General features: G+C 71.7%; 26 protein-coding genes and 1 pseudogene. 14 read left to right on the forward strand and 13 right to left on the reverse strand.

All coding sequences use genetic code 11. From position 1 onward, the window contains the following. Positions 1–28: 28 nt before the first annotated feature. Positions 29–295, forward strand: a pseudogene (locus tag DDW44_RS20535) (IS110 family transposase); the annotation flags it as partial. 36 nt (positions 296–331) lie between these two features. On the opposite strand, the gene DDW44_RS20540 reads toward DDW44_RS20535, so the two are convergent. After that, positions 332–922 carry an N-acetylmuramoyl-L-alanine amidase gene (locus DDW44_RS20540; protein ID WP_170812724.1) on the reverse strand — a complete coding sequence of 197 codons (591 nt, stop codon included), beginning with the start codon at positions 920–922 and terminating at the stop codon, positions 332–334. Between the two features lie 236 nt (positions 923–1,158). Between DDW44_RS20540 and DDW44_RS20545 the strand changes: the two genes are divergently transcribed. The 3 genes from DDW44_RS20545 (at position 1,159) to DDW44_RS20555 (ending at position 4,492) form a co-directional block, all read left to right on the forward strand. Continuing rightward, entirely contained in the window at positions 1,159–2,592 is a 1,434-nt protein-coding gene (locus DDW44_RS20545) for a family 2B encapsulin nanocompartment shell protein (protein ID WP_134407425.1), read from the forward strand. A gap of 121 nt (positions 2,593–2,713) precedes the next feature. Continuing rightward, positions 2,714–3,763 (forward strand): family 2 encapsulin nanocompartment cargo protein polyprenyl transferase, encoded by a 1,050-nt coding sequence (locus DDW44_RS20550; protein WP_108907312.1) that lies wholly within the window; start codon positions 2,714–2,716, stop codon positions 3,761–3,763. 87 nt (positions 3,764–3,850) lie between these two features. Further along, positions 3,851–4,492 carry a GNAT family N-acetyltransferase gene (locus DDW44_RS20555; RefSeq protein ID WP_166802770.1) on the forward strand — a complete coding sequence of 214 codons (642 nt, stop codon included), beginning with the start codon at positions 3,851–3,853 and terminating at the stop codon, positions 4,490–4,492. A gap of 168 nt (positions 4,493–4,660) precedes the next feature. Here DDW44_RS20555 and DDW44_RS20560 read toward each other — a convergent pair whose 3' ends face one another. Then, entirely contained in the window at positions 4,661–5,236 is a 576-nt protein-coding gene (locus DDW44_RS20560) for a TetR/AcrR family transcriptional regulator (protein ID WP_018892052.1), read from the reverse strand. A 164-nt stretch (positions 5,237–5,400) separates the two neighbouring features. Here DDW44_RS20560 and DDW44_RS20565 point away from each other — a divergent pair, with 164 nt between their 5' ends. The 3 genes from DDW44_RS20565 (at position 5,401) to DDW44_RS20575 (ending at position 7,299) form a co-directional block, all read left to right on the forward strand. Beyond that, positions 5,401–5,985, forward strand: coding sequence for a dihydrofolate reductase family protein (locus DDW44_RS20565; protein ID WP_108907314.1), 585 nt, complete (start codon positions 5,401–5,403; stop codon positions 5,983–5,985). 214 nt (positions 5,986–6,199) lie between these two features. Next, positions 6,200–6,646, forward strand: coding sequence for a DUF6304 family protein (locus tag DDW44_RS20570; RefSeq protein ID WP_208647988.1), 447 nt, complete (start codon positions 6,200–6,202; stop codon positions 6,644–6,646). Positions 6,647–6,852: 206 nt separating this feature from the next. Further along, positions 6,853–7,299, forward strand: a complete 447-nt coding sequence (locus tag DDW44_RS20575) for a hypothetical protein (RefSeq protein WP_244224071.1) — start codon at positions 6,853–6,855, stop codon at positions 7,297–7,299. Positions 7,300–7,402: 103 nt separating this feature from the next. Here the strand turns inward: DDW44_RS20575 and DDW44_RS20580 are convergent, their stop codons facing one another. Next, entirely contained in the window at positions 7,403–7,813 is a 411-nt protein-coding gene (locus tag DDW44_RS20580) for a hypothetical protein (RefSeq protein ID WP_108907317.1), read from the reverse strand. 218 nt (positions 7,814–8,031) lie between these two features. Beyond that, positions 8,032–9,300: a pyridoxal phosphate-dependent aminotransferase gene (locus tag DDW44_RS20585; RefSeq protein WP_108907318.1), complete on the reverse strand. Its 1,269-nt coding sequence runs from the start codon at positions 9,298–9,300 to the stop codon at positions 8,032–8,034. 132 nt (positions 9,301–9,432) lie between these two features. On the opposite strand from DDW44_RS20585, the gene DDW44_RS20590 reads away from it, so the two are divergent. Beyond that, positions 9,433–10,344 (forward strand): LysR family transcriptional regulator, encoded by a 912-nt coding sequence (locus DDW44_RS20590; RefSeq protein WP_018892058.1) that lies wholly within the window; start codon positions 9,433–9,435, stop codon positions 10,342–10,344. Between the two features lie 286 nt (positions 10,345–10,630). On the opposite strand, the gene sodN is transcribed toward DDW44_RS20590, so the two are convergent. After that, on the reverse strand, positions 10,631–11,026 hold the full coding sequence (sodN, locus tag DDW44_RS20600; protein ID WP_017947082.1) for a superoxide dismutase, Ni: 396 nt from the start codon (positions 11,024–11,026) through the stop codon (positions 10,631–10,633). 149 nt (positions 11,027–11,175) lie between these two features. On the opposite strand from sodN, the gene sodX reads away from it, so the two are divergent. Beyond that, a complete protein-coding gene (sodX, locus tag DDW44_RS20605) occupies positions 11,176–11,595 on the forward strand; it encodes a nickel-type superoxide dismutase maturation protease (RefSeq protein ID WP_018892065.1) in 420 nt (139 codons plus the stop codon). Here sodX and DDW44_RS20610 read toward each other — a convergent pair. After that, positions 11,499–12,128, reverse strand: a complete 630-nt coding sequence (locus tag DDW44_RS20610; protein WP_017947081.1) for a CGNR zinc finger domain-containing protein — start codon at positions 12,126–12,128, stop codon at positions 11,499–11,501. The two genes, sodX and DDW44_RS20610, sit on opposite strands and share 97 nt — an antisense overlap. A 91-nt stretch (positions 12,129–12,219) precedes the next feature. On the opposite strand from DDW44_RS20610, the gene DDW44_RS20615 reads away from it, so the two are divergent. Next, entirely contained in the window at positions 12,220–12,987 is a 768-nt protein-coding gene (locus tag DDW44_RS20615) for a class I SAM-dependent methyltransferase (protein ID WP_108907320.1), read from the forward strand. An 81-nt stretch (positions 12,988–13,068) separates the two neighbouring features. Here the strand turns inward: DDW44_RS20615 and DDW44_RS20620 are convergent, their stop codons facing one another. Genes DDW44_RS20620 through DDW44_RS20630 form a run of 3 tightly spaced genes read right to left on the reverse strand, consistent with a single transcriptional unit; the run spans position 13,069 to position 15,790 of the window. Next, positions 13,069–13,830 (reverse strand): amino acid ABC transporter ATP-binding protein, encoded by a 762-nt coding sequence (locus DDW44_RS20620; RefSeq protein WP_017947079.1) that lies wholly within the window; start codon positions 13,828–13,830, stop codon positions 13,069–13,071. Further along, positions 13,827–14,771, reverse strand: a complete 945-nt coding sequence (locus DDW44_RS20625; protein ID WP_017947078.1) for an amino acid ABC transporter permease — start codon at positions 14,769–14,771, stop codon at positions 13,827–13,829. Before DDW44_RS20625 ends, DDW44_RS20620 begins: the two co-directional genes overlap by 4 nt. Before the next feature lie 47 nt (positions 14,772–14,818). Beyond that, positions 14,819–15,790, reverse strand: coding sequence for an ABC transporter substrate-binding protein (locus tag DDW44_RS20630; RefSeq protein WP_108907321.1), 972 nt, complete (start codon positions 15,788–15,790; stop codon positions 14,819–14,821). A gap of 564 nt (positions 15,791–16,354) precedes the next feature. Between DDW44_RS20630 and DDW44_RS20635 the strand changes: the two genes are divergently transcribed. Together DDW44_RS20635 and DDW44_RS20640 are read left to right on the forward strand one after the other, a co-directional pair. Next, positions 16,355–17,575 carry an NAD(P)-dependent malic enzyme gene (locus DDW44_RS20635; RefSeq protein ID WP_018892068.1) on the forward strand — a complete coding sequence of 407 codons (1,221 nt, stop codon included), beginning with the start codon at positions 16,355–16,357 and terminating at the stop codon, positions 17,573–17,575. 405 nt (positions 17,576–17,980) lie between these two features. Beyond that, positions 17,981–18,946 carry a zinc-binding dehydrogenase gene (locus DDW44_RS20640; RefSeq protein ID WP_018892069.1) on the forward strand — a complete coding sequence of 322 codons (966 nt, stop codon included), beginning with the start codon at positions 17,981–17,983 and terminating at the stop codon, positions 18,944–18,946. Positions 18,947–19,308: 362 nt separating this feature from the next. On the opposite strand, the gene DDW44_RS20645 is transcribed toward DDW44_RS20640, so the two are convergent. Together DDW44_RS20645 and DDW44_RS20650 are read right to left on the reverse strand one after the other, a co-directional pair. Then, entirely contained in the window at positions 19,309–20,247 is a 939-nt protein-coding gene (locus DDW44_RS20645) for a PadR family transcriptional regulator (RefSeq protein WP_108907322.1), read from the reverse strand. A 1-nt stretch (position 20,248) separates the two neighbouring features. Beyond that, entirely contained in the window at positions 20,249–21,097 is an 849-nt protein-coding gene (locus DDW44_RS20650; protein ID WP_017947073.1) for a DUF4097 family beta strand repeat-containing protein, read from the reverse strand. Positions 21,098–21,237: 140 nt separating this feature from the next. Here DDW44_RS20650 and DDW44_RS20655 point away from each other — a divergent pair, with 140 nt between their 5' ends. Continuing rightward, positions 21,238–22,011, forward strand: coding sequence for a hypothetical protein (locus DDW44_RS20655; protein ID WP_108907323.1), 774 nt, complete (start codon positions 21,238–21,240; stop codon positions 22,009–22,011). Between the two features lie 30 nt (positions 22,012–22,041). On the opposite strand, the gene DDW44_RS20660 is transcribed toward DDW44_RS20655, so the two are convergent. Together DDW44_RS20660 and DDW44_RS20665 are read right to left on the reverse strand one after the other, a co-directional pair. Then, positions 22,042–22,224, reverse strand: a complete 183-nt coding sequence (locus tag DDW44_RS20660) for a DUF6104 family protein (RefSeq protein ID WP_018892073.1) — start codon at positions 22,222–22,224, stop codon at positions 22,042–22,044. A 422-nt stretch (positions 22,225–22,646) separates the two neighbouring features. Continuing rightward, entirely contained in the window at positions 22,647–23,987 is a 1,341-nt protein-coding gene (locus DDW44_RS20665) for a tetratricopeptide repeat protein (protein WP_244224072.1), read from the reverse strand. Positions 23,988–24,136: 149 nt separating this feature from the next. On the opposite strand from DDW44_RS20665, the gene DDW44_RS20670 reads away from it, so the two are divergent. Beyond that, a complete protein-coding gene (locus DDW44_RS20670) occupies positions 24,137–24,364 on the forward strand; it encodes a hypothetical protein (protein ID WP_244224073.1) in 228 nt (75 codons plus the stop codon). The last annotated feature ends 470 nt before the right edge of the window (positions 24,365–24,834 follow it).

Consider the following 24,834-nt stretch of genomic DNA (forward strand, 5'->3'; position numbering starts at 1 on the left):
CGCGCGGGCTGGCCGGGGCCGCACCCCGTCCGCATCGCGGACCAAGGACACCTACCTCGCCGCCCGCTACCGGCGCATCGTCGCCCGCCGCGGCAAGAAACGCGCGCTGGTCGCCCTGGAGCACTCGATCCTGACCGCCGTCTGGCACATGTTCACCCACGACGCCGAATACGCCGACCTCGGCGGCCAGTACTTCATCGAACGCACCGGCCGGGCCAGGCAGACCCGGCGCCTGGTGAGCCAGCTCAACCAACTCGGCTACCAAGTGACCCTCCAAACAGAAGGAGCTGCCTGACCAGCAGGTACAGACACGGGACGGTGGATTTTCGAATCAGGCGAGCCGTTCGGCGATCCGGGCACGCATGGCGTTCATGGTGAAGCCCCGGGGGTCGATCTTCCCCGGCTGCCACTCCAGGTGCCCGATGACCGACCGGGCGCTCCACCCGTGGCGCCGGCAGACCGCGGCGGCCGCCCTCTCGATCGCCTCCAGCTGGACCTCCGGCCAGGGGTCCTTGCCGTCGCCGAGGTTCTCGCACTCGAAGCCGTAGAAGTGCCGGTTGCCGTCCGTGTTCGCCTCGTCGTCGGGCGGCAGCGCCGTCTCGGCGATGACGGCGCGCAGGACGTCGTCGTCGCCGAGCCCGGCGTGGTTGGCCCTGCCGTACCCGACGAGGTGGACCCTGCCGTCCTTGGCGATGACACCGTGGCACAGCGGGCCGGGCAGGCCCTCGTAGCCATCGCGGCAGAGGCGTACGGTGTCCGCGGTGCCCGAGGTGGCGGTGTGATGGATCATCACCCCGTGCACGGGGCCCCAGGGGCCCTTGTGGTTGCGGTTGTGGGTGCGCCAGGCGCCGACCTGAACGATCGTCAGTCCCTCGCCGAGCAGGGCGGCGAGGAAGCTGTCAGCGGACATGGGTGGGGCCATGACCGACTCCTTCACGGCTGGATGTGTGGGTACGGAACTTCTACCCATACGTCCTGACCGGGCGGTCCGTTCGCACGGTGTGCGAGCCGATCCGGCCAGTGCGCCGATCGGGCGGAACACGCACCTCACGCCTCGCACATCCCCGTCTAGTCCCACTCATTTGTGTAATGGCGCGCGCACGCACCGCGCTGGAAGGCTCTTCGTCGCAGGTCAACCCATGATTGCGAAGGAGCCCCATGTCGGTTGGTTCGGTTGGTCCGGTTGGTGACGAGGTGCGCGAGGGCGGCCAGGGCGCGGCACCGCCGCAGCAGAGTCTGGGTACGGCCGCGGCGCGGAACCTGGCGACCACCACCAAGTCGGCCCCCCAGATGCAGGAGATCACCTCCCGGTGGCTGCTGCGGATGCTGCCCTGGGTCCAGGTGCAGGGCGGTACGTACCGGTTGAACCGGCGGCTCAGCTACGCGGTCGGCGACGGGCGGGTCACTTTCGTCCAGACGGGCAGCCAGGTCGAGGTCATCCCGGGCGAGCTCGGCGAACTGCCGGCCCTGCGCGGGTACGACGACGAGGCCGTGCTGCGCGAACTGGCCCAGCGCTGCCGCCAGGTGCGGTTCGCGCCGGGTGACGTGCTGGCGGCGAAGGGCGAGGCGACGGACCGGGTGTTCCTCCTCGCGCACGGCCGGGTGGAGCAGATCGGCACCGGCCCCTACGGCGACGAGGCCGTGCTCGGCGTCCTCGCCGACGGCTCCTACTTCGGCGAGAGGTCGCTGGTCGACGGCGACGCCGTATGGGAGTTCACGGTCCGGGCCGACACCGCGTGCATCGCGCTGGAGCTCACCCGGCAGGACGTGCTGACCCTCGCGGACCGCGCCGAGTCCCTCGCCGGCCAGCTCCGGACCGTGGCGTCGGTCCCCCGGCAGCGGACCAACAAGTACGGCGAGGCCGCCATCGACCTCTCGGCCGGCCACGTCGGAGAGGCGGTCGTCCCGCACACGTTCGTCGACTACGAGGCCGCACCGCGCGAGTACGAACTGAGCGTCGCGCAGACCGTGCTGAAGGTGCACAGCCGGGTCGCGGACCTCTACAACCAGCCGATGAACCAGACCGAGCAGCAGTTGCGGCTGACGGTCGAGGCGCTGCGCGAGCGCCAGGAGGACGAACTCGTCAACAACAAGGACTTCGGCCTCCTGGCCAACTGCGACTACGGCCAGCGGCTGCAGCCGCACGACGGCGTGCCCGGCCCGGACGACATGGACGAGCTGTTGTCCCGGCGGCGTGGCTCCAGGCTGTTCCTGGCCCATCCGCGGGCCATCGCGGCCTTCGGCAGGGAGTGCAGCAGGCGCGGCGTCTACCCGGACACCGTGGACATCGGGGGCAGCCGCATCCCCTCCTGGCGCGGCGTGCCGATCTTCCCGTGCAACAAGATCCCGATCTCGAAGGCCCGGACCACCTCGATCATCTGCATGCGTACGGGCGAGGACGACCAGGGCGTGATCGGTCTGCACCAGACCGGCCTCCCCGACGAGATCGAGCCCAGCCTGTCCGTCCGCTTCATGGGCATCGACGAGCAGGCCATCATCTCCTACCTGGTCACGGCCTACTACTCGGCGGCGGTCCTGGTGCCCGACGCCCTGGGCGTGCTGGAGAACGTCGAGGTGAGCCGCTGGCGCTGACACCCGGCGCCGGCACCGGCGGGGGCGGCCCGCCGCCGCTCCCGCCCCACCCCGTCAGCACCCCATGAGCACCCCCGTCAGCACCCTTTGTCAGCACCCCCCGTCAGCAGAGGACGAGACCGTGACCTTGACCAGTGCGGACACCGCGGCCACCGACGCACACGAGGCGGCGCGGCTCCTGGAACGCACCCGCAGCGCCGTCGACCCGCGGCTGCGGGACACCGTCGAGTCCCTTCCCATCCCCATACGCCGTGTCGCGATGTACCACTTCGGCTGGGAGCAGGCCGACGGCACACCCGCCGCCGGACCGGCGGGCAAGGCGATCAGGCCGGCCCTGGTGCTCGCCGCGGCCCGGGCGCTCGGCGGGGACCCGCAGCAGGCGCTGCGCGCGGCCGCGGCCGTGGAACTCGCGCACAACTTCACCCTGCTCCACGACGACGTCATCGACGAGGACGCCACCCGCCGTCACCGGCCCACCGCCTGGACGGTGTTCGGCACCCCGGACGCCATCGTCGCGGGTGACGCCATGCTGGCCCTGGCGCTGCGGCTGCTGGCCGAGGACCGGCATCCGGCCGCCTCGGCGGCCGCCGCGCGGCTCGCGGCCTGCGTGATCGAGCTCTGCGCCGGCCAGCAGGCGGACTGCGCCTTCGAGCAGCGCGGTCCGGGGGAGGTCTCGCTGGACGAGTGCATCGCCATGGCCACGGCCAAGACCGGGGCGCTGCTGGGCTGTGCCTGCGCCCTCGGTGCGCTGTACGCGGGGGCGGGCGAGGAGGAGACCGCCGCGATGGACGCGTTCGGACGGGAGGCGGGACTGGCCTTCCAGCTGATCGACGACCTCATCGGCATCTGGGGCGACCCGGACCGCACGGGCAAGCCGGCGGGCGCCGATCTGGCCGCGCACAAGAAGTCGCTGCCGGTGGTGGCGGCCCTGAGCTCGGGCACCGAGGCGGGGGCGGAGCTCGCCGAGCTGTACACCGGGCCGATGGGCGCGGGGGAGGTCGCCCGGGCCGCGGACGCGGTGGAGCGGGCCGGGGGCCGGGACTGGGCCCAGCTGCAGGCGGCGGACCGGATGGGCCGGGCCGTGCAGCAGCTCTCCCGTGCCGTGCCGGACCTCGACGCGGCGGGGGACCTGCTGTCGCTGGCGGAGTTCGTCACGCGCCGCAGCCGCTGAGCCGGGGCGGGCCGGTGCGTGCGCCGTCCGGGCCGCAAACCTAGGATCGCAGCGGCCAGTTGACGATCTCGGAGAGGCGGCCCGGACATGGGCGTACGGATTCGGCAGGCGGGAGAGCGGGACCGAGAGGCGGTGGTGCGGCTGCTCGACGAGGCGTTCATGCACGACCCGGTCAGCAGCTGGGTCTTCCCCGACGAGGCCCACCGCCGCCGGGTGCACGGAGTCTTCCTCGGGGTCTTCCTCGACATCGTGCTCGCCGAGGGGCGGGTCGACCTGATCGAGGACGGGACGGCGGCGGCACTCTGGCTCCCGGTGCCCGCGGAGGCGCCCGAGGAGGAGGACGACATCCCCGCCCGGATGCGGGAGATCGCCGACCCGGACAACGAACGGGCCGAACTCATCGGCCGGCTGACCGGAGCGGTCCATCCGCAGGGCAGGGCGCACGAGTACCTGCTGCTGATCGGCGTCTCCCCGGATCGCCAGGGCGAGGGGCTCGGCACGGCCCTGCTCGCGCCCGCCCTGGAGCGGTGCGACCGGGAGGGGCTGCCCGCGTACCTGGAGGCGAGCAGCGCCCGCAGCTGCCACCTCTACCAGCGGATGGGCTTCGCGTTCACGGACCGCACCATCCGGCTCCCCGACGGCCCGCAGATGTGGCCCATGTGGCGGGAGCCCGGCGCGCGGGGGAACGAGGGCGTGGGGCAGGACGCGGGGCGGACCCCCGCTCCGTAGCGCGGACCCCGGTCCGTACGCCGAACACGGTCCATAGGGCGGATCCGGGTCCGTACGCCGAACTCCGCGAGGTACCGGGTCGTCTCGAACCCCGCGAGGCACCGGTTCGCGCCGAACCCCGAGGAGGGCCGGTTCGCGCCGGACCTGTTCCGCTCGGGCCCGGGTCGGTCAACCCGCGGGGACGATCCGGTTGACCACGGTCTCCACCAGTTCGTCCACCTCCCGGCCGGAGAGCACGTCGGGCAGCGTGAAGTGCTCCAGCAGCAGCCCGGTCATGGCCAGGTAGAGAGTGAGGAAGGTGTCGGCGTCGCCCGGCAGTCCGGCGTCGAGGTGGTGGCGCAGATTGGCCTCCAGTTCGGCGCCGACCGCCCGGTTCAGCTCCGCCCGGAGCGCGGGGCGGCGGGTCGACTCCAGCCGCAGCTCCAGCATCGCGAGGTAGCCCGTCCGTTCCTCGGCCATGCGCCGCACCAGCCACTGCATCAGCCGCACATACAGCTCACGCGTCGGCGCGGGCCGCAGCGCCTCGTCGACGTCGGCCTGCCCCGGGGTCATCCGTACCTGGATCCGGGCTCCGGCCTGGGTGAACAGGTCGTCGCGGCCGGTGAAGTAGTTGGAGGCCGTTCCGGGCGGCACCCCGGCCTCGTTGTCGACCGCGCGGAAGGTGAGGCCCCTGGCCCCTTCTCGGGCGAGCACCTCGATGGCGGCGTCCACCAGCGCGGTCCTGCGCTCCGGGTTCCTGGCCATGCCGTCTCCTGCCCTCCGTCGCCTTCCGCTGTCTTGCCGACTGCTTTGCCGACGCGCCCTCCGCAAAAGGCGCTTGCGCAACCACTACACCCGGAGCACTATAGCCGCAGTGGTTCGGTGGAGTACGGGCCGGGCCGCCTCACCGACGGAACGAGAGGACCGGTTTGCGCAAGCTCACCTACTTCATCGCCTGCTCCATCGACGGCTTCATCGGAGACCCGGACGGAGACGCCTCGTCCATGTTCGGCTTCGTGGCGGACGACTATCTGGAGTTCCTGAAGTCCGAGTACCCCGAGACCATCCCGGTCCAGGGGCGCGAGGCACTGGGCATCCAGAACGCGCCCAACGAGCACTTCGACACCGTGGTCCAGGGCCGGGCCAGCTACCAACTGGCGCTGGACGCCGGCATCACCAGCCCCTACGCACACCTGCGGGAGCACGTCGCCTCACGCACCCTGGAGCAAGCCCCCGGCACCGGCGTGGAGATCATCGCCGACGACCTGGTCGGCAGGGTGCGCGCGCTCAAGGCCGAGGAGCACGGACTCGGCATCTACCTCTGCGGCGGCTCACGGATCGCCGGCGAACTCCTCGACGAGATCGACGAACTGGTGATCAAGACCTATCCGCAGGTCTACGGCAGCGGTATGCCGATGTTCGGATCCGGTTTCGCCGTCACCGACTTCACACTGGACGGGGTGCGTACCTTCGGCAACGGCGTACTCGTACGGAGGTACAGCAGGAAGCGGTAGCCGCGCCGGTGGGGCGACGGCGGGGCGGACACGGCGCGCAGCGGGCGCACCCGGAGCCCGGCGAGGAGCCGGGCGAAGGGCCGAACGACAAGCCCCGACGAAGGGCCGAACGAGGAGCCGAACGGGGCCCGTTTGCCTGAACGGAGCGGCGGAGAACCGTTCGAGAGCCGACCGGCTGTGCAACGCGACCCCTCGTACCGCTACAGTCCGCGCCATGTCATCGGAGTCGACGGACGTGTGGACCGGCTGGTACCGGGACCGCCGTGGAGCGGAGGCGATCGCCCTGGCGACCGCCTCGGGCGGGCACAGCGTGAGCACCCGCATCAGGGGAGTCGAGTACGCAGGGCCGGGTTTCGCCACCCTGGCCGCGGTGGAGTCGGGCGAACGCCTCTCCGGTTGCGTACTGGAGTGGGACATGCCGCTGCCCGTCACGCTCGACGGAGCGCCGGAACAGGCCACGCTCGGCTGTCTGCTGACCCTGGGCGAACCCGGGCCGGACGGCACGCCCGGCCGGGTGGATCTGAACCTCACCCTGCTCTTCGGCGGGACGGCGTACGAGTCCGGGGTGGCCGACGGCGACTTCGACGAGGCACTCGGGCGGATCCGGCGGCAGTTGCCGGAGGGCGCCGAACTGGGCGGCAGGCTGCTGGAAAGCGCCTGAGCGGCCCGCCGGCTCCGGACTCGGGCGGCCCACGCTTCCCTCACCGCCTCGTGGGACATCTCAGGGGATCGACACGTCACGTCGTCCGCCTGATCCGGGGGAGGGGAGCGGGGGCACGCCTCATCGGTCGGCGTACGTCGACATGGTCTGCCGGGCGGGAAATGCGGCGCCCTGGTGGGGGCGATCGATCGATGAGGGCGGGTTCCGTGGATCAGAGCGAGGACCGGATCCTGGCCGATGAGCTGGCTGCTCTCGGCGCGGTGGGCGGGGGAAGCGGTCGCCTGGTCCGGATGGTGGCCAAGCTGATGAGGAAAGACGTCCATGAGATCGGTCTGCGCGTTCCCTTGCCGTTCGACGATGCGGTGCAGCGCGTCTCCGGCGTGCTCGGGAGGGCGGGCCGCGCAGTCGGGACCGCGCCGGTCGGCTCTGCCGAGGACGTGACGATCCGGGTCGTCGCCGGCGGCGGCGCCGCCGGTCTGAATCCCGTAGTGGTGACCGCGCGCGTGCTGAAGGCCGATGAGGACAACTCGCAGATCCTGCTTCGTGCAGCTGCCAAAGAGGGCCTGATCAGGCAGCGAGCCGGAGAGAAGACCGCCGTCCGTCTCGCCGCGCTGCTGAGCGAGGCAACCGGAGCGGACGGGGCGGGCGGGTGAGCGGTGGGTGGAGAGCAGCCGCAGTGGGTCCTGTCGACCCGGAACGCCCTCCCTCGGGGGCCGGTTTGCCTGCGCAGCCGGGCGGGGTTCAGCCCCGCCGGGCCTACGGGTGCAGCAGCCACCAGGGGTCTGCTTCAGCGCGGGCCACTTCGGCGTCGTACTGACCCGCATCAAAGTGGAGCTCCGGTGGGGGGTACGGCATGGTGGTCCCCGCCCCCCACGGAACTTCCCAGTCCGACCACTGCACGATCTGCCCGAACCGTTGCACGACCACGGTCAGAGAGCCGCAGCAGCCACCGGTGCACTCAGGTTCCCCCAGCTCCAAGCGGCGGGCCGCTTCGGTCGCCCGAAGAGGGCTGGGCCGCCCCGCCGGCAGCACATCCGCGGCGTACGGTCCGCGGCCGCCCTCGTCGACCGCCTCTTCCACAAGGTCCTCGTCGTTCACCCAGAACCGCACCTGGGCAGCGAACCGGGAGCCCGGCGGCAGCACCCTGATCTCCAAGCGATCGAACATCGGACCACCCTACGGGGGTGCTGACGCCGCCGCGCGGCCCCGTCCGACGACTACCTCCCCTCGGCCCGCGCGAGAAGTCGGAAGGCGCCGCCCGCTCTCGTCCTCATCACACCCGTTCGCTGCGGCCACTCCTCCAACGGGGTCGCGCGGCCGGGGGACGTGTGCGCCGGAGGCGGCCGTCGATGGGCGAGGCTGTGCGGCGGGGCCACCGATAGCGATCAGCTCCGGGGGCGGCGGTGCCGGCCGGCGGTGAGTTCGGTCAGTGCGGCGCTGAGGCGTGTGAGGGCGGGCGAGATCCAGGGCAGGGTCTCCGGTTCTCGCGCGCTCAGCGCCGTGTGGCGTTGCTGCGGGGTGGTGCCGTACAGGAGGCTGGTGGCGAGCCTGAGAGTCAGGGCGGTGCCGGGTTCGCCGAACGCGCTGCCGGGCAGGGTGGCGATGCCGTGCCGGTCGAGGAGAGCGGTGGCCAGATCGGTGCCGGTGGTGATCCCCTGGGCGCGCAGCGCCTCACGGGCGGGGCCGAAGTCGGGGTAGAGGTAGAAGCCGGCCTGCGGCGGGCGGCAGAGCGCTCCGGCTGCGCGAAGCCGGGTGTGCACCTCGGCGGCGATGCGGGCGTGCAGCCGGCGGGCCGCGGCGATGTGTGCGGTGACCTCCGGTGGGTCGTCCAGGGCGTGGGCGGCCACGGCCTGCATGGGTGCGGCCAGGCTGGACCAGATCTCGCTGGCGACCCCGGTCAGCTCCCGCTGCAGGCGCCGCCCCCAGCTGCCCGCCGGGGTGCGGGCGAAGCCGATCCGCCAACCGCCCAGGGCCAGGGACTTGCTCAGCCCGGTGGTGACGACGGTGCGTTCGGCCAGGTACCGCACCGGGCTGGGGGCCGTACCGTGATGGCTCAGCTCGGCGTAGATCTCGTCGCTGATGACCGCGAGGCCGTGGCGCCCGGCGACCGCGCAGACCGCCTCGACCTGTTCGGCGGGGGCGACGGTCCCGGTCGGGTTGTCCGGAACGGTGAGGACCAGCGCACCCGGCCGGGCCCCGTCCGCGTGGGCTTGCCGCAGGGCCCGTTCCAGCAACTCGGGGTCGGGAATGCCGCCGGCCTCGGCGGGGACGGGCACGGAGACGACGCGGCGGCCGAGCAGGGCGGCCTGCGCCGCGTAGGAGACCCATGACGGGCAGGGCAGCACCACGTCACCGCCGATTGCGGCCAGCAGGGCGAACAGCAGAGGCTTGCTGCCGGGAGCGAAGAGGATCTGGCCCGGTTCGGTGGACAGGCCGCGCCTGGTGAACCAGCCCGCCGCGGCGGCCCGGACCTGTGGTGAGCCGGCGACCGGGCCGTAACCGTTGCGCAGGTGGGCGTCGGTGAGCACCTCGGCCAGGCCCGGAGCGACCGGTACCCCGGCCTCCCCGAATCCCAGATGCAGCACATCGTGCCCGGCAGCTCGGCGGGCCTGGACGGCCTCGTCGACGGCGAGCGTGGCGGAATGGGTCGTCATGGAGAACCGTCCTGTGCGGGTACTGAACTGCGGTGCCGTGGAGCCGCGGCGCTCTGCCGGGCCCATCCAGCGTGCCCGAGGCGTAGCATCGGCAACAGCGCGAAAAGGCGGTGGACTGGTTAAGGAGATCTGATGCTGGATCTGCGGCGGCTGGAGATCCTGCACCGCTTCTCCGCCCGGGGCACCATCACCGCCACGGCCGCCGACCTGGGGTACTCGCCGTCGGCGGTCTCCCAGCAACTGGCCGCTCTGGAACGGGAGGCCGGCATCGCGCTGATCGAACGCACCGCCCGGCGGGCCAGTCTGACCGACGCGGGACGCGAACTGGCCGAGCACGCCGCGCGCATCCTCGATGCCGTGGAATCCGCCGAGAGCCGTATGCGCGCCCGGGTGGGCGCCATCGGCGGCCGGGTGACCGTCAGCTGCATCCCCGCGCTGGCCCCCGCTCTCGCTCCCCATCTGGCCGAGCTGCAACGCGGCCACCCCGAACTGACCGTCGTCGCGCACGAGACCGGTTCGACCACCGCCGCCGCAGCCGTCCTGGACCGCCGCTACGACCTGGCCGTCATCGACGACTGGTCCGCGCATCCACCCGCCGAGGGCACCGGTCTGTCCGTCCACCGGCTGCGCCGTGAGGACATCGTCCTGGCGCTCCCCTCCGGACATCCGCTCGCCGAGCAGCCCGGCCCGGCCAACGCCGCTCGACTACGGCAGATCGTCGGGGACCGGACATGGCTGTGCGCCCCTGCCGGGCAGCTCTCCCGGGCCGCCGGGGACCAGCGCCTGACCTCCGTCGGCGCCGTACCCCCGCGGCGCTGGGAGTTCGAGGGGCTGCACGTCCTGGCCGCACTCGTCGCCGCCGGTGCCGGGGTCGCCTTCCTGCCCGCCGGCATCGCCCGGGAGCAAGCGGGCGTCACCGGACTGCGCCCCGTTCCCCGCATGCAGCGCACCATCCTGGCGCTCACCCGGACCACCACCCGGGAGGACCCGGCCATCGCCGCCTGCCTCCAGGCCGCCAAGCAGGCCCTCGGCAGCGGGCACTGAGCCCGCACGAGTTCACGCCGTCCAGCGGGCAGGGCGAGTGAGGCCGTGATCCATGTGAGCCGGTCCGTGTGGCACGACGGTCGGTTCGGGGAGGGCCGCTCGAACTTCCTGCTCGAAGCGCCCGCGCCCGCCGTCATCCCGTTGCGGATCTCCGCGCCCCCGTGGCCGGGCGGAGACGACCGCACCCGGTCCGCCGTGGACGCCGTGCTCGGCGGCCTGCGGGCCGGGTGCGGACAGCCGGGCGGCGCCGATCGCGAGCATGCGGATCGGGCAGCCCGGGTGGAGATCAGGCCTTCTTGGTCTCCCAGAAGATCCGGTCGATCTCGGCGATGAGCTCCAGGGCCTTCTCGCCCGTCTTCGGGTCGGTCGAGGCCTTGGCCGCGGAGAGCGCCTTCAGGGTCTCGTTGACCAGCTGGTGCAGCTCCGGGTACTTCTCGAAGTGCGGGGGCTTGAAGTAGTCGCTCCAGAGCACCGACACGTGGTGCTTGGCGAGCTCCGCGCGCTGCTCCTTGATCACCGTGGCACGGGCCTGGTAGTGCGGGTCGTCGTTGGCGGCCATCTTCTCCTGCACGGCCTTGACCGACTCGGCCTCGATACGGGCCTGGGCCGGGTCGTAGACGCCGCAGGGCAGGTCGCAGTGTGCGCTGACCTTCACCTTGGGGGCAAACAGGCGGGAGAGCATTGAGCTGTCCTTCCTCGTGATCGTCTTCTCAGGTGGGACATTACTCCGTGAGGGGCGCGTTTTCGCGGGTGCCCCCTGGGGCTTAGGTCAAAAGTCCAGGGTGATCGTGGGACGTGCGGCGGAACATACCGAGGGACCGGAGGTGGCTCATGACGGGGCAAGGGCGGGAGCCGGGTGCGCCCTTCGGCGTCGCGGAGGTGACTGGGCCCTCCATGCACCCCACGCTGGCGCACGGGGACCGGCTGCTCGTGCACTACGGCGCCGCCGTGCGGACCGGCGACGTGGCCGTGCTGAGGCATCCGCTGCAGCAGGACCTGCTGATCGTGAAGCGGGTGGCCGAGCGGCGCGAGGACGGCTGGTGGGTGCTGGGCGACAACCCGTACGCGGAGGGGGACAGCCGGGTGTTCGGCGCGGTGCCCGAGGACCTGCTGCTGGGCCGGGTACGGGCGCGCTACCGTCCGCGCCCGCAGGGTCAGCGGTCGGTGCCGGGTCTGCTGGCCTGGGCGTTCTCCGCCGTGCGGCCCGTGCTCTCCGACCGCTCGGTCTCCTGGCGCTTGCGGGCCCGGTAGGCGGCGACGTTGGCGCGGGTGGCGCAGCGGTCGGAGCAGTAGCGGCGCGAGCGGTTGGTGGACGTGTCCAGGTAGGCGTTGCGGCAGGGCGCGGCCTGGCAGAGGCCGAGCCGGTCGACGCCGTACTCGGTGAGGTGGAAGGCGAGCCCCATCGCGGCGATCGCGGCGTAGCCGGAGGTCGCGTTGGACGGATGGTCGGCGAGGTGCATGTGCCAGCGCGGCCGGCCCTCCTCGTCGAGGAAGTCGTGGCCGGAGATCTGCGGGCTCACCGGGAAGTCCAGGAGCAGCGAGTTGAGCAGGTCGACGGCCTGTGTCTGGTCGCCCGAGTCCGCGGCGGTGAAGACCGCGCGGAGCCTGGCCCGTACCGACCGGAACCGGGTGACGTCCGCGTCGGTGGCCCGGCGCGCCATCTGGGAGGACGCGCCGAAGAGCTCTCGGACGGCCTCCACCGAGGTGAGCGTGTCCTTGCTGCGGGCCGGTTCCTCGGTGTTGACCAGACGCACGGCGTAGTCCGAGTAAGAGGCCAGTTCCACTTGTAGTCCTTACGGATGAGGTCTAGTGTCGGCGAGGGACGAGGTAAGTGATGCTCTCAGTTCGAGGGTATTACGGATCGGAGGAGTGCGGATGACCGAGAGCACGGCCGCGACCGGTACCGACTGGCGTGCCTGGCAGGAGAGCTGGGACCGCCAGCAGGAGTGGTACATGCCCGACCGTGAGGAGCGGTTCCGGGTGATGCTGGACATGGTCGAGGCCTTCGCGGGCCCCGCGCCGAGGGTCCTGGACCTCGCCTGCGGTACCGGAAGTATCACGGACAGACTGCTCAAGCGGTGCCCGGAAGCGGAGAGTGTCGGCGTGGACCTCGATCCCGCCCTGCTGGCCATCGCCGAGGGGTACTTCGCCGGCGACCGGCGGGTCACCCTGGTCACCGCCGACCTCACGGACCCGGACTGGACCGCGGCGCTCCCGCACACCTCGTACGACGCGGTGCTGACCGCCACCGCGCTGCACTGGCTGCGCGCCGAACCCCTCGCCGCCCTCTACGGGCAGCTCGCCGACCTGGTCGCGGACGGCGGTGTGTTCATGAACGCCGACCACATGAGGGACGACACCACCCCGCGGATCAACGCCGCGGAGCGCGCCCACCGCCAGGCCGCCAGGGACCGGGCCAAGGCCGCCGGGGCGCTCGACTGGAGCGACTGGTGGGCCCTGGCGGCCGAGGACCCCGTACTGGCCGCCCCCACCGCCCGCCGCTTCGAGATCTACGGCGAGCACGCGGAGGGCGACACCCCGTCCGTCCGGTGGCACGCCGACGCCCTGCGCGACGCGGGCTTCGCCGAGGTCCGGCCGGTGTGGGCGTCCCCCTCCGACGCGCTGGTGCTCGCGCTGAAGTGACCCGGCCCGGACGGGCGAACGCCGGAGGCGGCAGGGCATGCCCTGCCGCCTCCGGCGTTCGGTACGGCCTTCCACCGAGTGCTACAGCACCTTGGAGAGGAAGGCCTTGGTGCGGTCGTGCTGGGGGTTGGTCAGCACGTCACGGGGGTTGCCGGACTCGACGACGACGCCGCCGTCCATGAACACCAGGCTGTCGCCGACCTCGCGGGCGAAGCCCATCTCGTGGGTGACGACCACCATGGTCATGCCGTCCTCGGCGAGGCCGCGCATGACGTCGAGGACGTCGCCGACGAGCTCGGGGTCGAGGGCGCTGGTGGGCTCGTCGAAGAGCATCAGCTTGGGCTCCATCGCCAGGGCGCGGGCGATGGCGACGCGCTGCTGCTGGCCGCCGGAGAGCTGGGAGGGGTAGTTCCCCGCCCGGTCGGACAGCCCGACGCGGTCCAGCAGCTTGAGGGCCCGCTCGCGTGCGACGGCCTTGGTCTCGCCCTTCACCTGCACGGGTGCTTCCATGACGTTCTCGACGGCGGTCATGTGGGGGAAGAGGTTGAACCGCTGGAACACCATGCCGATGTCGCGGCGCTTGAGCGCGACCTCGCTGTCCTTGAGCTCGTAGAGCTTGTCGCCCTTCTGGCGGTAGCCGACGAGTTCGCCGTCCACCCAGAGCCGGCCCGCGTTGATCTTCTCCAGGTGGTTGATGCAGCGCAGGAAGGTGGACTTGCCCGAGCCCGAGGGCCCGATCAGGCAGAACACCTCACGGGGGGCGACTTCGAGGTCGATGCCCTTGAGGACTTCGATGTGGCCGAACGACTTGTGGACGCCTTCGGCCTTGACCATGGCCGTCATGCCGCAGCTCCCTTCGGGCGGCGCACCGAGAAGACGGTGGCCTTGATCTTCTGCAGGGGGGTTGGCGGCAGGCTGCGGCTGGAGCCGCGGGCGTAGTAGCGCTCGAGGTAGTACTGGCCGACGCTGAGCACCGAGGTCATGATCAGGTACCAGGCGGCCGCGAGGAAGAGCATCTCCACCGGGGCGCCGGAGGTCTGGCCGATGTCCTGGGCCTGGCGGAGCAACTCGGAGTACTGGACCACCGACACCAGCGAGGTGGTCTTCAGCATGTTGATGACCTCGTTGCCCGTCGGGGGCACGATGACGCGCATGGCCTGGGGGATCACCACGCGCCGCAGGGTCTTGGTGTGGCTCATGCCCAGCGCGTGCGAGGCCTCGGTCTGCCCTTCGTCGACCGCGAGCAGGCCGGCGCGGCAGATCTCGGCCATGTAGGCGGCCTCGTTCAGCCCCAGGCCGAGCAGCGCGGTCAGGAACGGGGTCATGAAGTCGGACCACTCGTCCTTGTAGAACGGTCCGAGGTTGATGAACTCGAAGACCAGGCCCAGGTTGAACCAGACGATGAGCTGGACCAGGACCGGGGTGCCGCGGAAGAACCAGATGTAGAACCAGGCGATCGACGAGGTCACCGGGTTCTTCGACAGGCGCATCACCGCCAGCAGGATGCCGCCGACGATGCCGATGGCCATCGACAGGGCGGTCAGCAGCAGGGTGTTCCCGACGCCTTCCAGGATGCGCGGGTCGAAGAAGTTCTGCGGGATCGCCCCCCAGTTGATCTTGCCCTGGGAGAAGGCGACGACGATCGCCCCGAGCAGCGCGATCGCCACGACGGCGGCGACGTACCGGCCGTAGTGCCGCACCGGGATGGCCTTGATGGCCTCCGGTCCGGCCTTCGGCGTCGGAGGGGTGTCCTCCGGACCCGTCTTGTCGATGTCGACAGTCACGTGGAGCCTTTCCGTGCTTCAGTGCCGAGGTTGGGTCCCGATCCGGGTCAGGAACCGCCGTTGATCTTTGCCTCGGTCACCGCGCCGGCCTGGACGCCCCACTTGGCGATGATCTTCTCGTACTCGCCGTTCTTGATGATGGCGTCCAGCGCGGCCTGGAGCGCGTCACGCAGCTCGGTGTTGTTCTTGGCCACCGCGATGCCGTACGGGGCCGCCTCGACCTGCTCGCCCACGAGCTGGAAGTCGTTGCCGCCGCCGGAGGTCTTCACGGCGTAGGCGGCGACCGGGAAGTCGGAGGAACCGGCGTCCGCGCCGCCGGCCCGCAGACGTGTCTGGGCCTGCTGGTCGTTGTCGAAGGGCTCGATCGTGATCTTGCCCTTCTTGGCCTTCAGGCACTTGGCGTTCTCGGCCTTGGCGAGGTCCTCGGAGACCGTGCCGCGCTGCACGACGATCTTCTTGCCGCACAGGTCCGACCAGGTCTTGATGCCCTGGTCGTCGCCCTTCTTGGTGTAGATCGAGACACCGGCGGTGAAGTAGTCGACGAAGTCGACGCCCTCGCCGACCTTCTTGCCGGTCTCGGAGTCCACGCCGTCCTGGCGGGCCTTGGTGTCGGTCATGGCCGACATGGCGACGTCGTACCGCTTGGAGCGCAGACCGGTGATCAGGGTGTCGAAGGTGCCGTTCTCGAACTCGAACTTCACGCCGAGCTGCTTGCCCAGGGCGTCCGCGATGTCGGGGTCGATGCCGACGACCTTGCCCGAGGCGTCCTTGAACTCGACCGGCGGGTAGGCGATGTCGGAGCCGACCTTGATGACGCCCTTGTCGCGGATCGACTGCGGCAGCTTGTCCGCCAGCGGGGCGGCGGAGGTGGCCGCGGAGTCCTTCTCCTTGGTGCCCGATCCGGAAGTCGTCTGGTCACCGCAGGCGGTGAGCAGCAGGGCGCCGGCGACCGCGATCGCGCTGACCGCGGCGATCCGGGACCTGGCGGCGGTCGAGCGGCGGGTGGTGCTTGCGGTCATGATCGTGGTCCTCCGGCAGGTGTGGGATTGCCAGGCGTCGCGCACTCGTCTTCGAGTGTCGACCTTGTGTGTTTCCGGCATCTTGCCATTCGGACTAGCCCATTCAGTGGGCTACGCATGTCAAAATCGGATAACGGGTGACCCCCCGAAGCGCCACAGGCCGGTACATCCGGACCGGACCCGCCGCATCATCTGCGGTTTTTCCTTCTTCCGACCGGAAGATCTCTTGATCGCCTCGCGGCGAGGACGGCATTCATGGTGGTTTCCTCCAAGTGTTGCCGTCTTGTCAGCGTATGTCGCCGTGTGTCGCCATGAATCAGGTCACCGGGCGGCCGCGGGCGGCCCGATGGACTCGTCTCCGGTGCGGTCCGTCCGGTAAGAAGGATCCTTACACCCCTCATCCGGGGCTCAGGGCGCGTTGTGCGGCGCGCCCGCGCGTACGTACCTCCCCCTGCCACGGCGGGCCAACCGCCCGGGACAGGGAGCGAACGCGGTGCCCGCCCACCCCTCCTCAACCAGGAGTGGCCACCCTCAACTGATGAAGACTTAAGGGGTCAAACGAACATGGCAGCGGAGATCGTCAATCCCGGCAGCGCAGGCGGGACGGAGAGCTCACCCGGGGAATCCGGGGAACCCTTCGATCCGGCCTTCGCGCTGCACCGCGGCGGCAAGATGGCCGTGCAGGCCACCGTGCCGGTCCGGAACAAGGACGACCTGTCCCTCGCGTACACACCCGGTGTCGCCAAGGTGTGCACCGCCATCGCCGAGCAGCCGGAACTCGTCCACGACTACACCTGGAAATCGCAGGTGGTCGCGGTCGTGACCGACGGCACGGCGGTCCTCGGGCTCGGTGACATCGGACCGGAGGCCTCGCTCCCCGTGATGGAGGGCAAGGCGATCCTTTTCAAGCAGTTCGGCGGTGTCGACGCCGTCCCGATCGCCCTCGCGACCACGGACACCGACGAGATCGTGGACACGGTCGTCCGGCTCGCGCCCTCCTTCGGCGGAGTCAACCTGGAGGACATCTCGGCACCGCGGTGCTTCGAGATCGAGCGCAAGCTCCAGGAGCGGCTGGACATCCCGGTCTTCCACGACGACCAGCACGGCACCGCCGTGGTCACCCTCGCGGCCCTGCGCAACGCGGCCAAGCTGACCGGCCGCGCCCTGGGCGACCTGCGCGCGGTGATCTCGGGCGCGGGTGCGGCCGGCGTGGCCATCGCCAAGTTCCTCCTCGCGGCGGGGCTCGGCGACGTGGCGGTGGCGGACCGCAAGGGCATCGTCAGCCGTGACCGCGACGACCTGAACCCGGTCAAGCGGGAACTCGCCGAGATCACCAACCGGGCCGGCCTCAGCGGTTCGCTCGAGACGGCCCTGGCCGGTGCGGACGTCTTCATCGGCGTCTCCGGCGGTACGGTCTCCGAGACCGCGGTCGCCTCGATGGCGCCGGGCGCCTTCGTCTTCGCGATGGCCAACCCGAACCCCGAGGTCCACCCGGACGTGGCGCACAAGTACGCCGCGGTCGTGGCCACCGGCCGCAGCGACTACCCGAACCAGATCAACAACGTCCTCGCCTTCCCGGGGATCTTCGCGGGCGCGCTGCAGGTGCGGGCCTCCCGGATCACCGAGGGCATGAAGATCGCCGCGGCGAACGCGCTGGCCGACGTCGTCGGTGACGCGCTCGCCCCCGACTGCGTCATCCCGTCGCCGTTCGACGAGCGGGTCGCCCCGGCGGTCACCGCGGCCGTGGCGGCGGCGGCACGGGCCGAGGGCGTCGCCCGGCGCTGACGCCCCTCGCCCTGGGGGCGAAGCCCCCGGAGGATCCCTCCTCGCGGCCCCGGACGCGCTCGACGCGTCCGGGGCCGCGGCATGCCCGCGCGGGAGCGGTGCGCTCGCGCAGGGGTCCCGCAACGCACTGCTGGAGCGCACCGCGTCGGCTGCCGTACCGCACGACGCCCGTACCGACCGAAGGACTCGCCCGCCCAGTGGCGCGGGGACCGGTAGGCCGGACCGGCGGCCGTCCCCGGGACCGGCCGGACCGCGAGCCGACGACCGGGACCGGCCGGACCGGGGGCCGACGACCGTGACCGGCCGGACCAGGAGGCCTTCCCCGGACCGGGCGGCGGCCCAGGGACGCGTGTCACACCGGTGCGCGGTTCCGCCCGCGCACCGGCCCGCCCTACGCTCACGGTCATGTTCGCCGCATACGCCGCCCGCATCGACCGCGACCAGCCGCTCAACGGACTGGAGCTGGGTGACCGCCCGGCCCCCGGGGACCGTCCCGGCTGGACCACCATCAACGTCAAGGCCGCCTCCCTCAACCACCACGACCTGTGGTCCCTGAGGGGAGTCGGGCTCTCCGAGGACAGGCTGCCGATGATCCTCGGCTGCGACGCCGCCGGCGTCGACGCGGACGGGAACGAGGTGGTGCTCCACTCGGTCATCGGCCAGAGCGGCCACGGGGTCGGCCCGGACGAGCCGCGCTCCATCCTCACCGAGAAGTACCAGGGCACCTTCGCCGAGCAGGTCGCCGTCCCGACCTGGAACGTCCTGCGCAAGCCGAAGGAGCTCTCCTTCGAGGAGGCCGCCTGCCTGCCGACCGCCTGGCTCACCGCCTACCGCATGATCTTCACCAACGCCGGGGTGCGACCGGGGGACTCGCTGCTCGTCCAGGGTGCCGGCGGCGGAGTCGCCACCGCCGCGATCGTGCTCGGCAAGGCGGCCGGGCTGCGCGTCTTCGCCACCAGCCGCGACGAGGCGAAGCGCAAGCGGGCCGTGGACCTGGGCGCGGTCGACGCGTTCGAGCCGGGTGCCCGGCTGCCGCAGCGTGTCGACGCGGTCATCGAGACGGTCGGCGCCGCCACCTGGTCGCACTCGGTCAAGTCGCTCCGCCCCGGGGGCACCGTGGTCATCTCCGGTGCGACCAGCGGCGACCGGCCCTCGCACGCCGAACTGACCAGGATCTTCTTCCTGGAGCTCAAGGTCGTCGGCTCCACCATGGGCACCAAGGACGAACTGGAGGACCTGCTCTCCTTCTGCGCCGCGACGGGCGTGCGGCCGGTGATCGACGAGGTGCTGCCGCTGGACCGGGCGCGTGAGGGCTTCGAGAAGATGGCCTCCGGCGAGCTCTTCGGCAAGATCGTGCTGACCGGTTCCTGACCATCCGTCAGTTCCGTTGACGCGGCTTCCGGCACGGCCCTTTCGCGCCGTGCCGGAGGTCCCGTACGGGCCACCCGACCGCCGTACTCGTCCACCCGCGCCACCCTCCGGCCGGGAGCACCCGCCGGGCCGCGCCGGACGGACGGCTCACGGCGGCGCCCCGCACGGGACCGCGACGCCCGGCCTGGCACGCTGCGGCGCCCCGCGTCCGCCCGTTCCCGTCGGCGGAGTGCCGTGTCGGCTTCCGCCCGCGGGAGCCCGGGAACAGGCGAACGCTGAGGCGGCTGGACCGCGGGAACGGCTGGACCGCGGCAACGGGTGGACCGCGGAAGCGGCTGCACCGCGGGAACGCGGCGGGCCGCTCAGCCGCCTCCGCGCAGCAGCGCCGAGATGTGCGCCGCCGCCGTCGACAGGTGGCGGCGCGCCTCGGCGAGTTGGGCCGCCGTCACACCGTGGTCGCGGGCCGCGTCGCGGACGTCGTCGCGGAAGTGGTCCAGGAGGCGTTCGAGGTCGCGCGCCGGGTCGCCGGACTCCGCCGTGTCCTTCGCCCACCGGGGCGCCTCACCGGCCGGGCCGGGCTTGGTGTGCGGCTGGCCCGCCGTGCCCCACGCGGCCAGTCCCCCCAGTTGCGCGGTGAGTTCGGAGAGCCCTTCCCGTACGCCCGTCGGCCAGTCGCCGCGGGCGAAGTGCCCCTGGACCTGGTCCTGGACCTGGCGGGCGATCCGCTGGACCTCGTCCCGCGCCCGGTCCTGCGCCTCCCTGGCCTGGCGGCGCGCGGTCTGCGCCTCCTCACGGGCCCGGCGGGACTCGTCCTTGGCCCGGCGCGCCTGCTCCTTCCACTCCTGCTTCGCGCGGCGCATCTCCTCCTTCGTCGCCCGCCAGGCGTCGTCGGCGGCGCCCGGGCCGGTGGCACTTCGGTTCTCGGTCGCCGCGGCGCGCATCTCGCTGCGCAGCTTGCCGGCGGCGCCGCGCACGTCGTCGCGGATCTCCGCGGCCAGTTCGGAGACGGACTCGCGGATCTCGAGTTCGAGGTCGGCCAGTTCGCCGCTGCGGCCCGCGAGTTCCTCGCGCCCGGCGTCGGTGATCGAGTACACCTTGCGGCCGCCCTCGGTGGCGTGGGTGACCAGCCCCTCGGCCTCCAGCTTGGCCAGGCGCGGGTAGACGGTGCCGGCGGACGGTGCGTAGAGCCCCTGGAAGCGTTCCTCCAGCAGGCGGATGACCTCGTACCCGTGGCGCGGGGCCTCGTCGAGGAGCTTCAGCAGATACAGCCGGAGCCGGCCGTGGGCGAATACGGGGGGCATGTCAGAGGGCCTTTCCTGTCTCGTCCTCGTGCGGTTCGTCCGCGCGGGGCGGGCGGCGCAGGAGGGCGATCGACCCGGACACGGTGGTGGCGCGCAGGGAACCGCTGCCCGCGCCGAGCGTGCCGGTGATCTTCTTGGCGCCCCACTGCCCGCTGACGCGGAGGTCCTCGAAGGCGTTCGAGACCGCGCCGCTCGCGGTGTTGGCCTCGACGCGTGCGTCCGCGGGGTGCGGCAGCCGGATGGCGACCTCGCCGGAGACGCTGGTGAGGCGCATGTCGGTCGGCGTTCCGTCGAGGTCGATCGCCATGTCGCCGCTCACGGAGTCGGCCTGTACGGACGAACCGGCGCCCTCGATCACCGTCAGGTCGCCGGAGACGGAGTGGAAGCGCAGGTCGCCGGTGACGGACTGGGCCTCCAGGCTGCCGGAGACGGTCTCGGCCCGGACGGTGCCGGAGAGTCCCACCAGCGTGGTGTCGCCGGTGACGCCGCGTACGTCCGTGCGGCCGCGGATGCCGGAGACGACCGCACCCGCGCCGACGACACCGACCTCGACGGACGCGTCGGCGGGCACCGCGAGCGACACCACCGCGTGCCGCTGCCGTTCCCTGCGGTCGAGCAGCTTGAGGAAGCCCTTCCAGGGGAGGTCCTGGTAGGCGACGCAGACCGTGGCGCCGGTCCTGGTCACGACCAGCGGCGGGCCCTCGATCTCGGAGACCTCCAGCCGGGCGGAACCCTCGTCGGTGCCGACGACGTTCACCGTCCCGTTGACGATGCGCACGCTGAGGGACGTCACCGGCTCGTCGAAGGAGAGCTTCGTCGGCTCGGCGACTTCCCATGTGGAGTCGGGCATGGTGCTGACCTCCCGGGGCCTGCCTGGGACGCAACATATCGCGTCTTGTCGCTAACACGATATATCGCGGACACGGGAAGTCAAGGGGTGTCCGCGAAGGGTGGCGGCAAATGCGGTCAAAGTGCCCTAGCGTGAGGCGCATGAACGCGACCTCCCCAGGAGCGCTGCTGCTCTGCCGGGCCGAGTACGGCATCGTCCGGCCCTCGATCCCCCTGCTGCGTGAGCCGTTCCTCCTCGCCCCGGCGGGCCGGGGCTGGAGCGTGCTCGTGCCGGAGGGGGAACCGTGGCTGAGTGACGCGGAACCCGTCGACCGGGTGCTCTCCGGCTGGGCCGCGGCCCTCGCCGTCGCCACGAACCACCCCGTGCTCGCCCTCTGGTGGGACGCGGACCGCGCGGGCTTCACACTCGCCACGGGGTTCCGCCGCCCGGTCGGCTACGTCTGGCTCGCGGACGGCACACCGGCGGGGGAGGACGAGGCGATGCACACCTTCGCGGCCAGGCTGGCACTCGACCCCGTCCTGGATCTGCAGGCCCTGGAGACGCTCATCCGCCCCGAGCCGGACACCGGCGCCCGCACGCGGCTGGTCGGACTGGTCGCCGTCCTGACCCGGACCGGTCTCGCCCTGCCCGAGGGCGTCGCACCGGGCGCGGAACCGGACGGCCTCCGCGCCGCGGCCCGCACCGCCGCCGTACGGCAAGGGGCCGCGGCGCGGCAGGGGCACGGGCACACCGCGCACGCCGTCGGCCACCGCCCACCGCGGTCCGGCGTGCCCGCCCTCGTGCAGATCGCCGCGGGCTTCCCCCTGACGATCTGGGGCCTCGCCCGCCGCAGCGCGGGGTGGACGGCCGCCGGTGCCGTACTGCTCGCCCACGGCCTGCTGGCGCTGGCCCGCGACCGGGCACCGGCGCGGTGACGGCACGGCCGACGGCCGGAACCGCCCCCGCTACTCCTCGTCGTCCTCGTCGTCGAGCCGCGCCAGCCAGGTGGCCAGCCGCTCGACCGGCACCTCGAAGTCCGGGTTGAGATCGACGAACGTACGCAGCTGCTCGGCGAGCCACTCGAAGGTGATCTCCTCCTCGCCGCGCCGCTTCTCCAGCTCCTCGATGCCACGGTCGGTGAAGTACATGGCCACCAGCCTAATGCGGCCCCGGCGGTGGTCCGGCGGTGGTGCGTCCGGCGTCCGTGTGGGCGTCTCCATGAACGTCTCCGGCGGGCGCCGGGCGCGGAGCGGGGCATCCGGAGGGATCGGCGTGTCCGGAAGGATCGGTGCACCCGGACGGACCGGCGTATCCGGGCGGGCCGTGCCGACCGGCGGCGGCCGGTCATGGCCGGCGGGCGGCACGGGAGCATCTGATGCGCGAGGTGGGACGCCGAGGTCCCCCGCGACCTCGCGGCGGCGCTTCGAGCCCGGCACGTCCCCACGGTGTCCGCCGGTCCACGGAACCGGCCGCCGCACCGGGATCTCGACCCAGGTGGCGCCTGATCTCTCGGCGCCCCTGCGCCGTCGTGGCTGGATGCCTGCGGCTGAGGTTGAGGGTGCGAGGGGATTCAGGTGACCTGCGACGGTGGTGCGAAGGTCCGTGCCCGGTCGTACAGGTCGCGGACCGCCGCGTTCTTCAGGTGAGGACGCAAGAGACCGAACATCGTCTTCACGCGCTCGTCGGCGCGGCCGGACTGCACCTTGGGGTAGTCGTCGAGGGCCTGGTGCCAGGTGGCGCAGGCCGCTTCCAGGTGGCCGAGTTCCAACTGCCGCTCTGCCAGCAGGCCACGACGGTGTACTCGTGTGCGCTGGTACACGCTGGGGCGAAGCCGGTCCGCTTGCTGCATGGCCTCGACGGCTCCGGCCTTGTCACCGAGCTCGTAACGTACCTGGCTGACGTGGTAGTTGAGTGAGGAGGAGTTGTACGAGCCGAACGCCTTTCCGCGTGACTCGGCGCGGTCCATGGCCGCCTCGGCGTCCCGGATGTAGCGCAGCGCGCCCGTACGGTCGCCGGTCTGCGCGGCGGCGTGCGCCTGCTGGCCGACGAGGAAGGCCAGCATCCGGGGGCCGGCTTTCGGGGAGGCGGCGGCAGCGGCGTCGGCCAGCTCCATGGCCTTCGCCCCGTGGCGGAGGTCAACTGCCTGGACACTCATGCCCCGCAGGGTGGTGCAGTACGTCAGGTGGTTCTCGGCCGCGCCCGCCAGCTCCAGGGCCTTGACGTAGTAGCGCTGCGCGAGACCGTGCAGCCCTTCGTCCACGGCCATGTAGCCGGTCAGGTAGAGCAGGTCCGAGGCGGCGGACAGCATCGCCTTGCGTACGTCCTCGGGTGCGTCGGCGCGCAGGTAGGAGGCCACGGTGTTGACCATGAACGAGGCCGCCATAGGACGTGCGTGACGGCCGCCGAACTCGTCGTCCAGCTCCGAGACACGCTCGGTCATGGCGACGACCATGTCCACTTCGTTCATGCCGATGCGTGCTGTGCGGCCGGACTGGACGGCATCTGCACGCCCGACTACATCAGGCCAGCCGGGAATGGTGACGGCCACGGAGAACAGGCCGGCACCCAGGACACTGCGGCGGGACGGGTCCATATCCAGCCTCCCCAGGTCGATCACCCCTTCCACGGTATCCGCACCGTCGGAGGAGCGATCGCGTGGAACGGGCAGCCCGGCCTCGGCATGGGTGACTGGGCGGCCGAGGCGGCGGGAGAGAGCTTCGAGGATGCATCCGCGCACCGCACCGCGGGGGATGGTGCCGCCGAGCCAGTGGCTCACCGCCGACTCGTCGTAGCGCAGAGGGATTCCGGTCTCGGTGCCGATGCGGTTGACGGCCCGCGCGAACTGGCGGTGAGTCCAACGGCTCTCGGTGAGCAGGCGCCCGAGCGCCACGTTCGGTTCGCGCTTGGCCATGCCCTCAACTCCCCCTGCTCTTGCGAACTTTCAAGGCTTTCAAATCCTGACGCTGCGGCAACGGTACCGCTGAGCGTGGTCGTGCGGTTGCGTAGAGACAGCAGGCAACGGCGAGTCCTCGCCGCAGCCGTCGTCTGAAGGGCTGAGGGATGAGAAGCGAAGCACGGGCCCGTCTGGCCCGGATGACCGAGGAACGGGGCATGGACGGGGTGTTGAGGATCAACACCTACGAGGGCGCGGACCTGCCACCGGGTTCGAGCCGGTTCTCGCCGTGTCTCTGCCCGCAGCACCGCAGTGCCACGCCCGAGTACGGCGCGGAGAAGCTGAGCGTCGCAGTACGCGAAGCCAACCAGCGCAGCCGTGGAGAGCGGCTGTGAACCGGTTGGCCGCAGCCGTCGGCCGCTACGCCGGACCAGTCCTGATCATCACCATCTCGGTATCGGTCGGCTTCGTCCTGGGTGTCGCCGCCGCACCCACACCCACCTGACTCCTCCCCGTCACGCATCCAGGCTCCCCACCCGTGACGAGGGAGGGCCCGCCGCCGGAAGCGGTGGGCGCCCCGTCCGGCTGCCATCTTCGCAAGGGTCCGGCAGCCGGACGGGTCCAACTCCGCAGCACCAGCTGCGGAGTCCACTGAAACCGTAAGGGAGAAAACGATGAACGTGGACGAGCTGTTCACCGGCGACCTGATCACCGGCGTCCCGGCCGTCGAAGCCGTGCTGCTCGACAAGATGCCGGGCGGCGGCGACAACAACGGCGACCACTGCAGCAAGTGATCCAGGGCTGACGCCAGGCGGGGCGGGGCCGTGCGCGGCCCCGCCCCGCCGCACGACATCGGAAGGGGACT

This window comes from Streptomyces tirandamycinicus, from assembly GCF_003097515.1.
Taxonomy (GTDB): Bacteria; Actinomycetota; Actinomycetes; order Streptomycetales; family Streptomycetaceae; genus Streptomyces; species Streptomyces tirandamycinicus.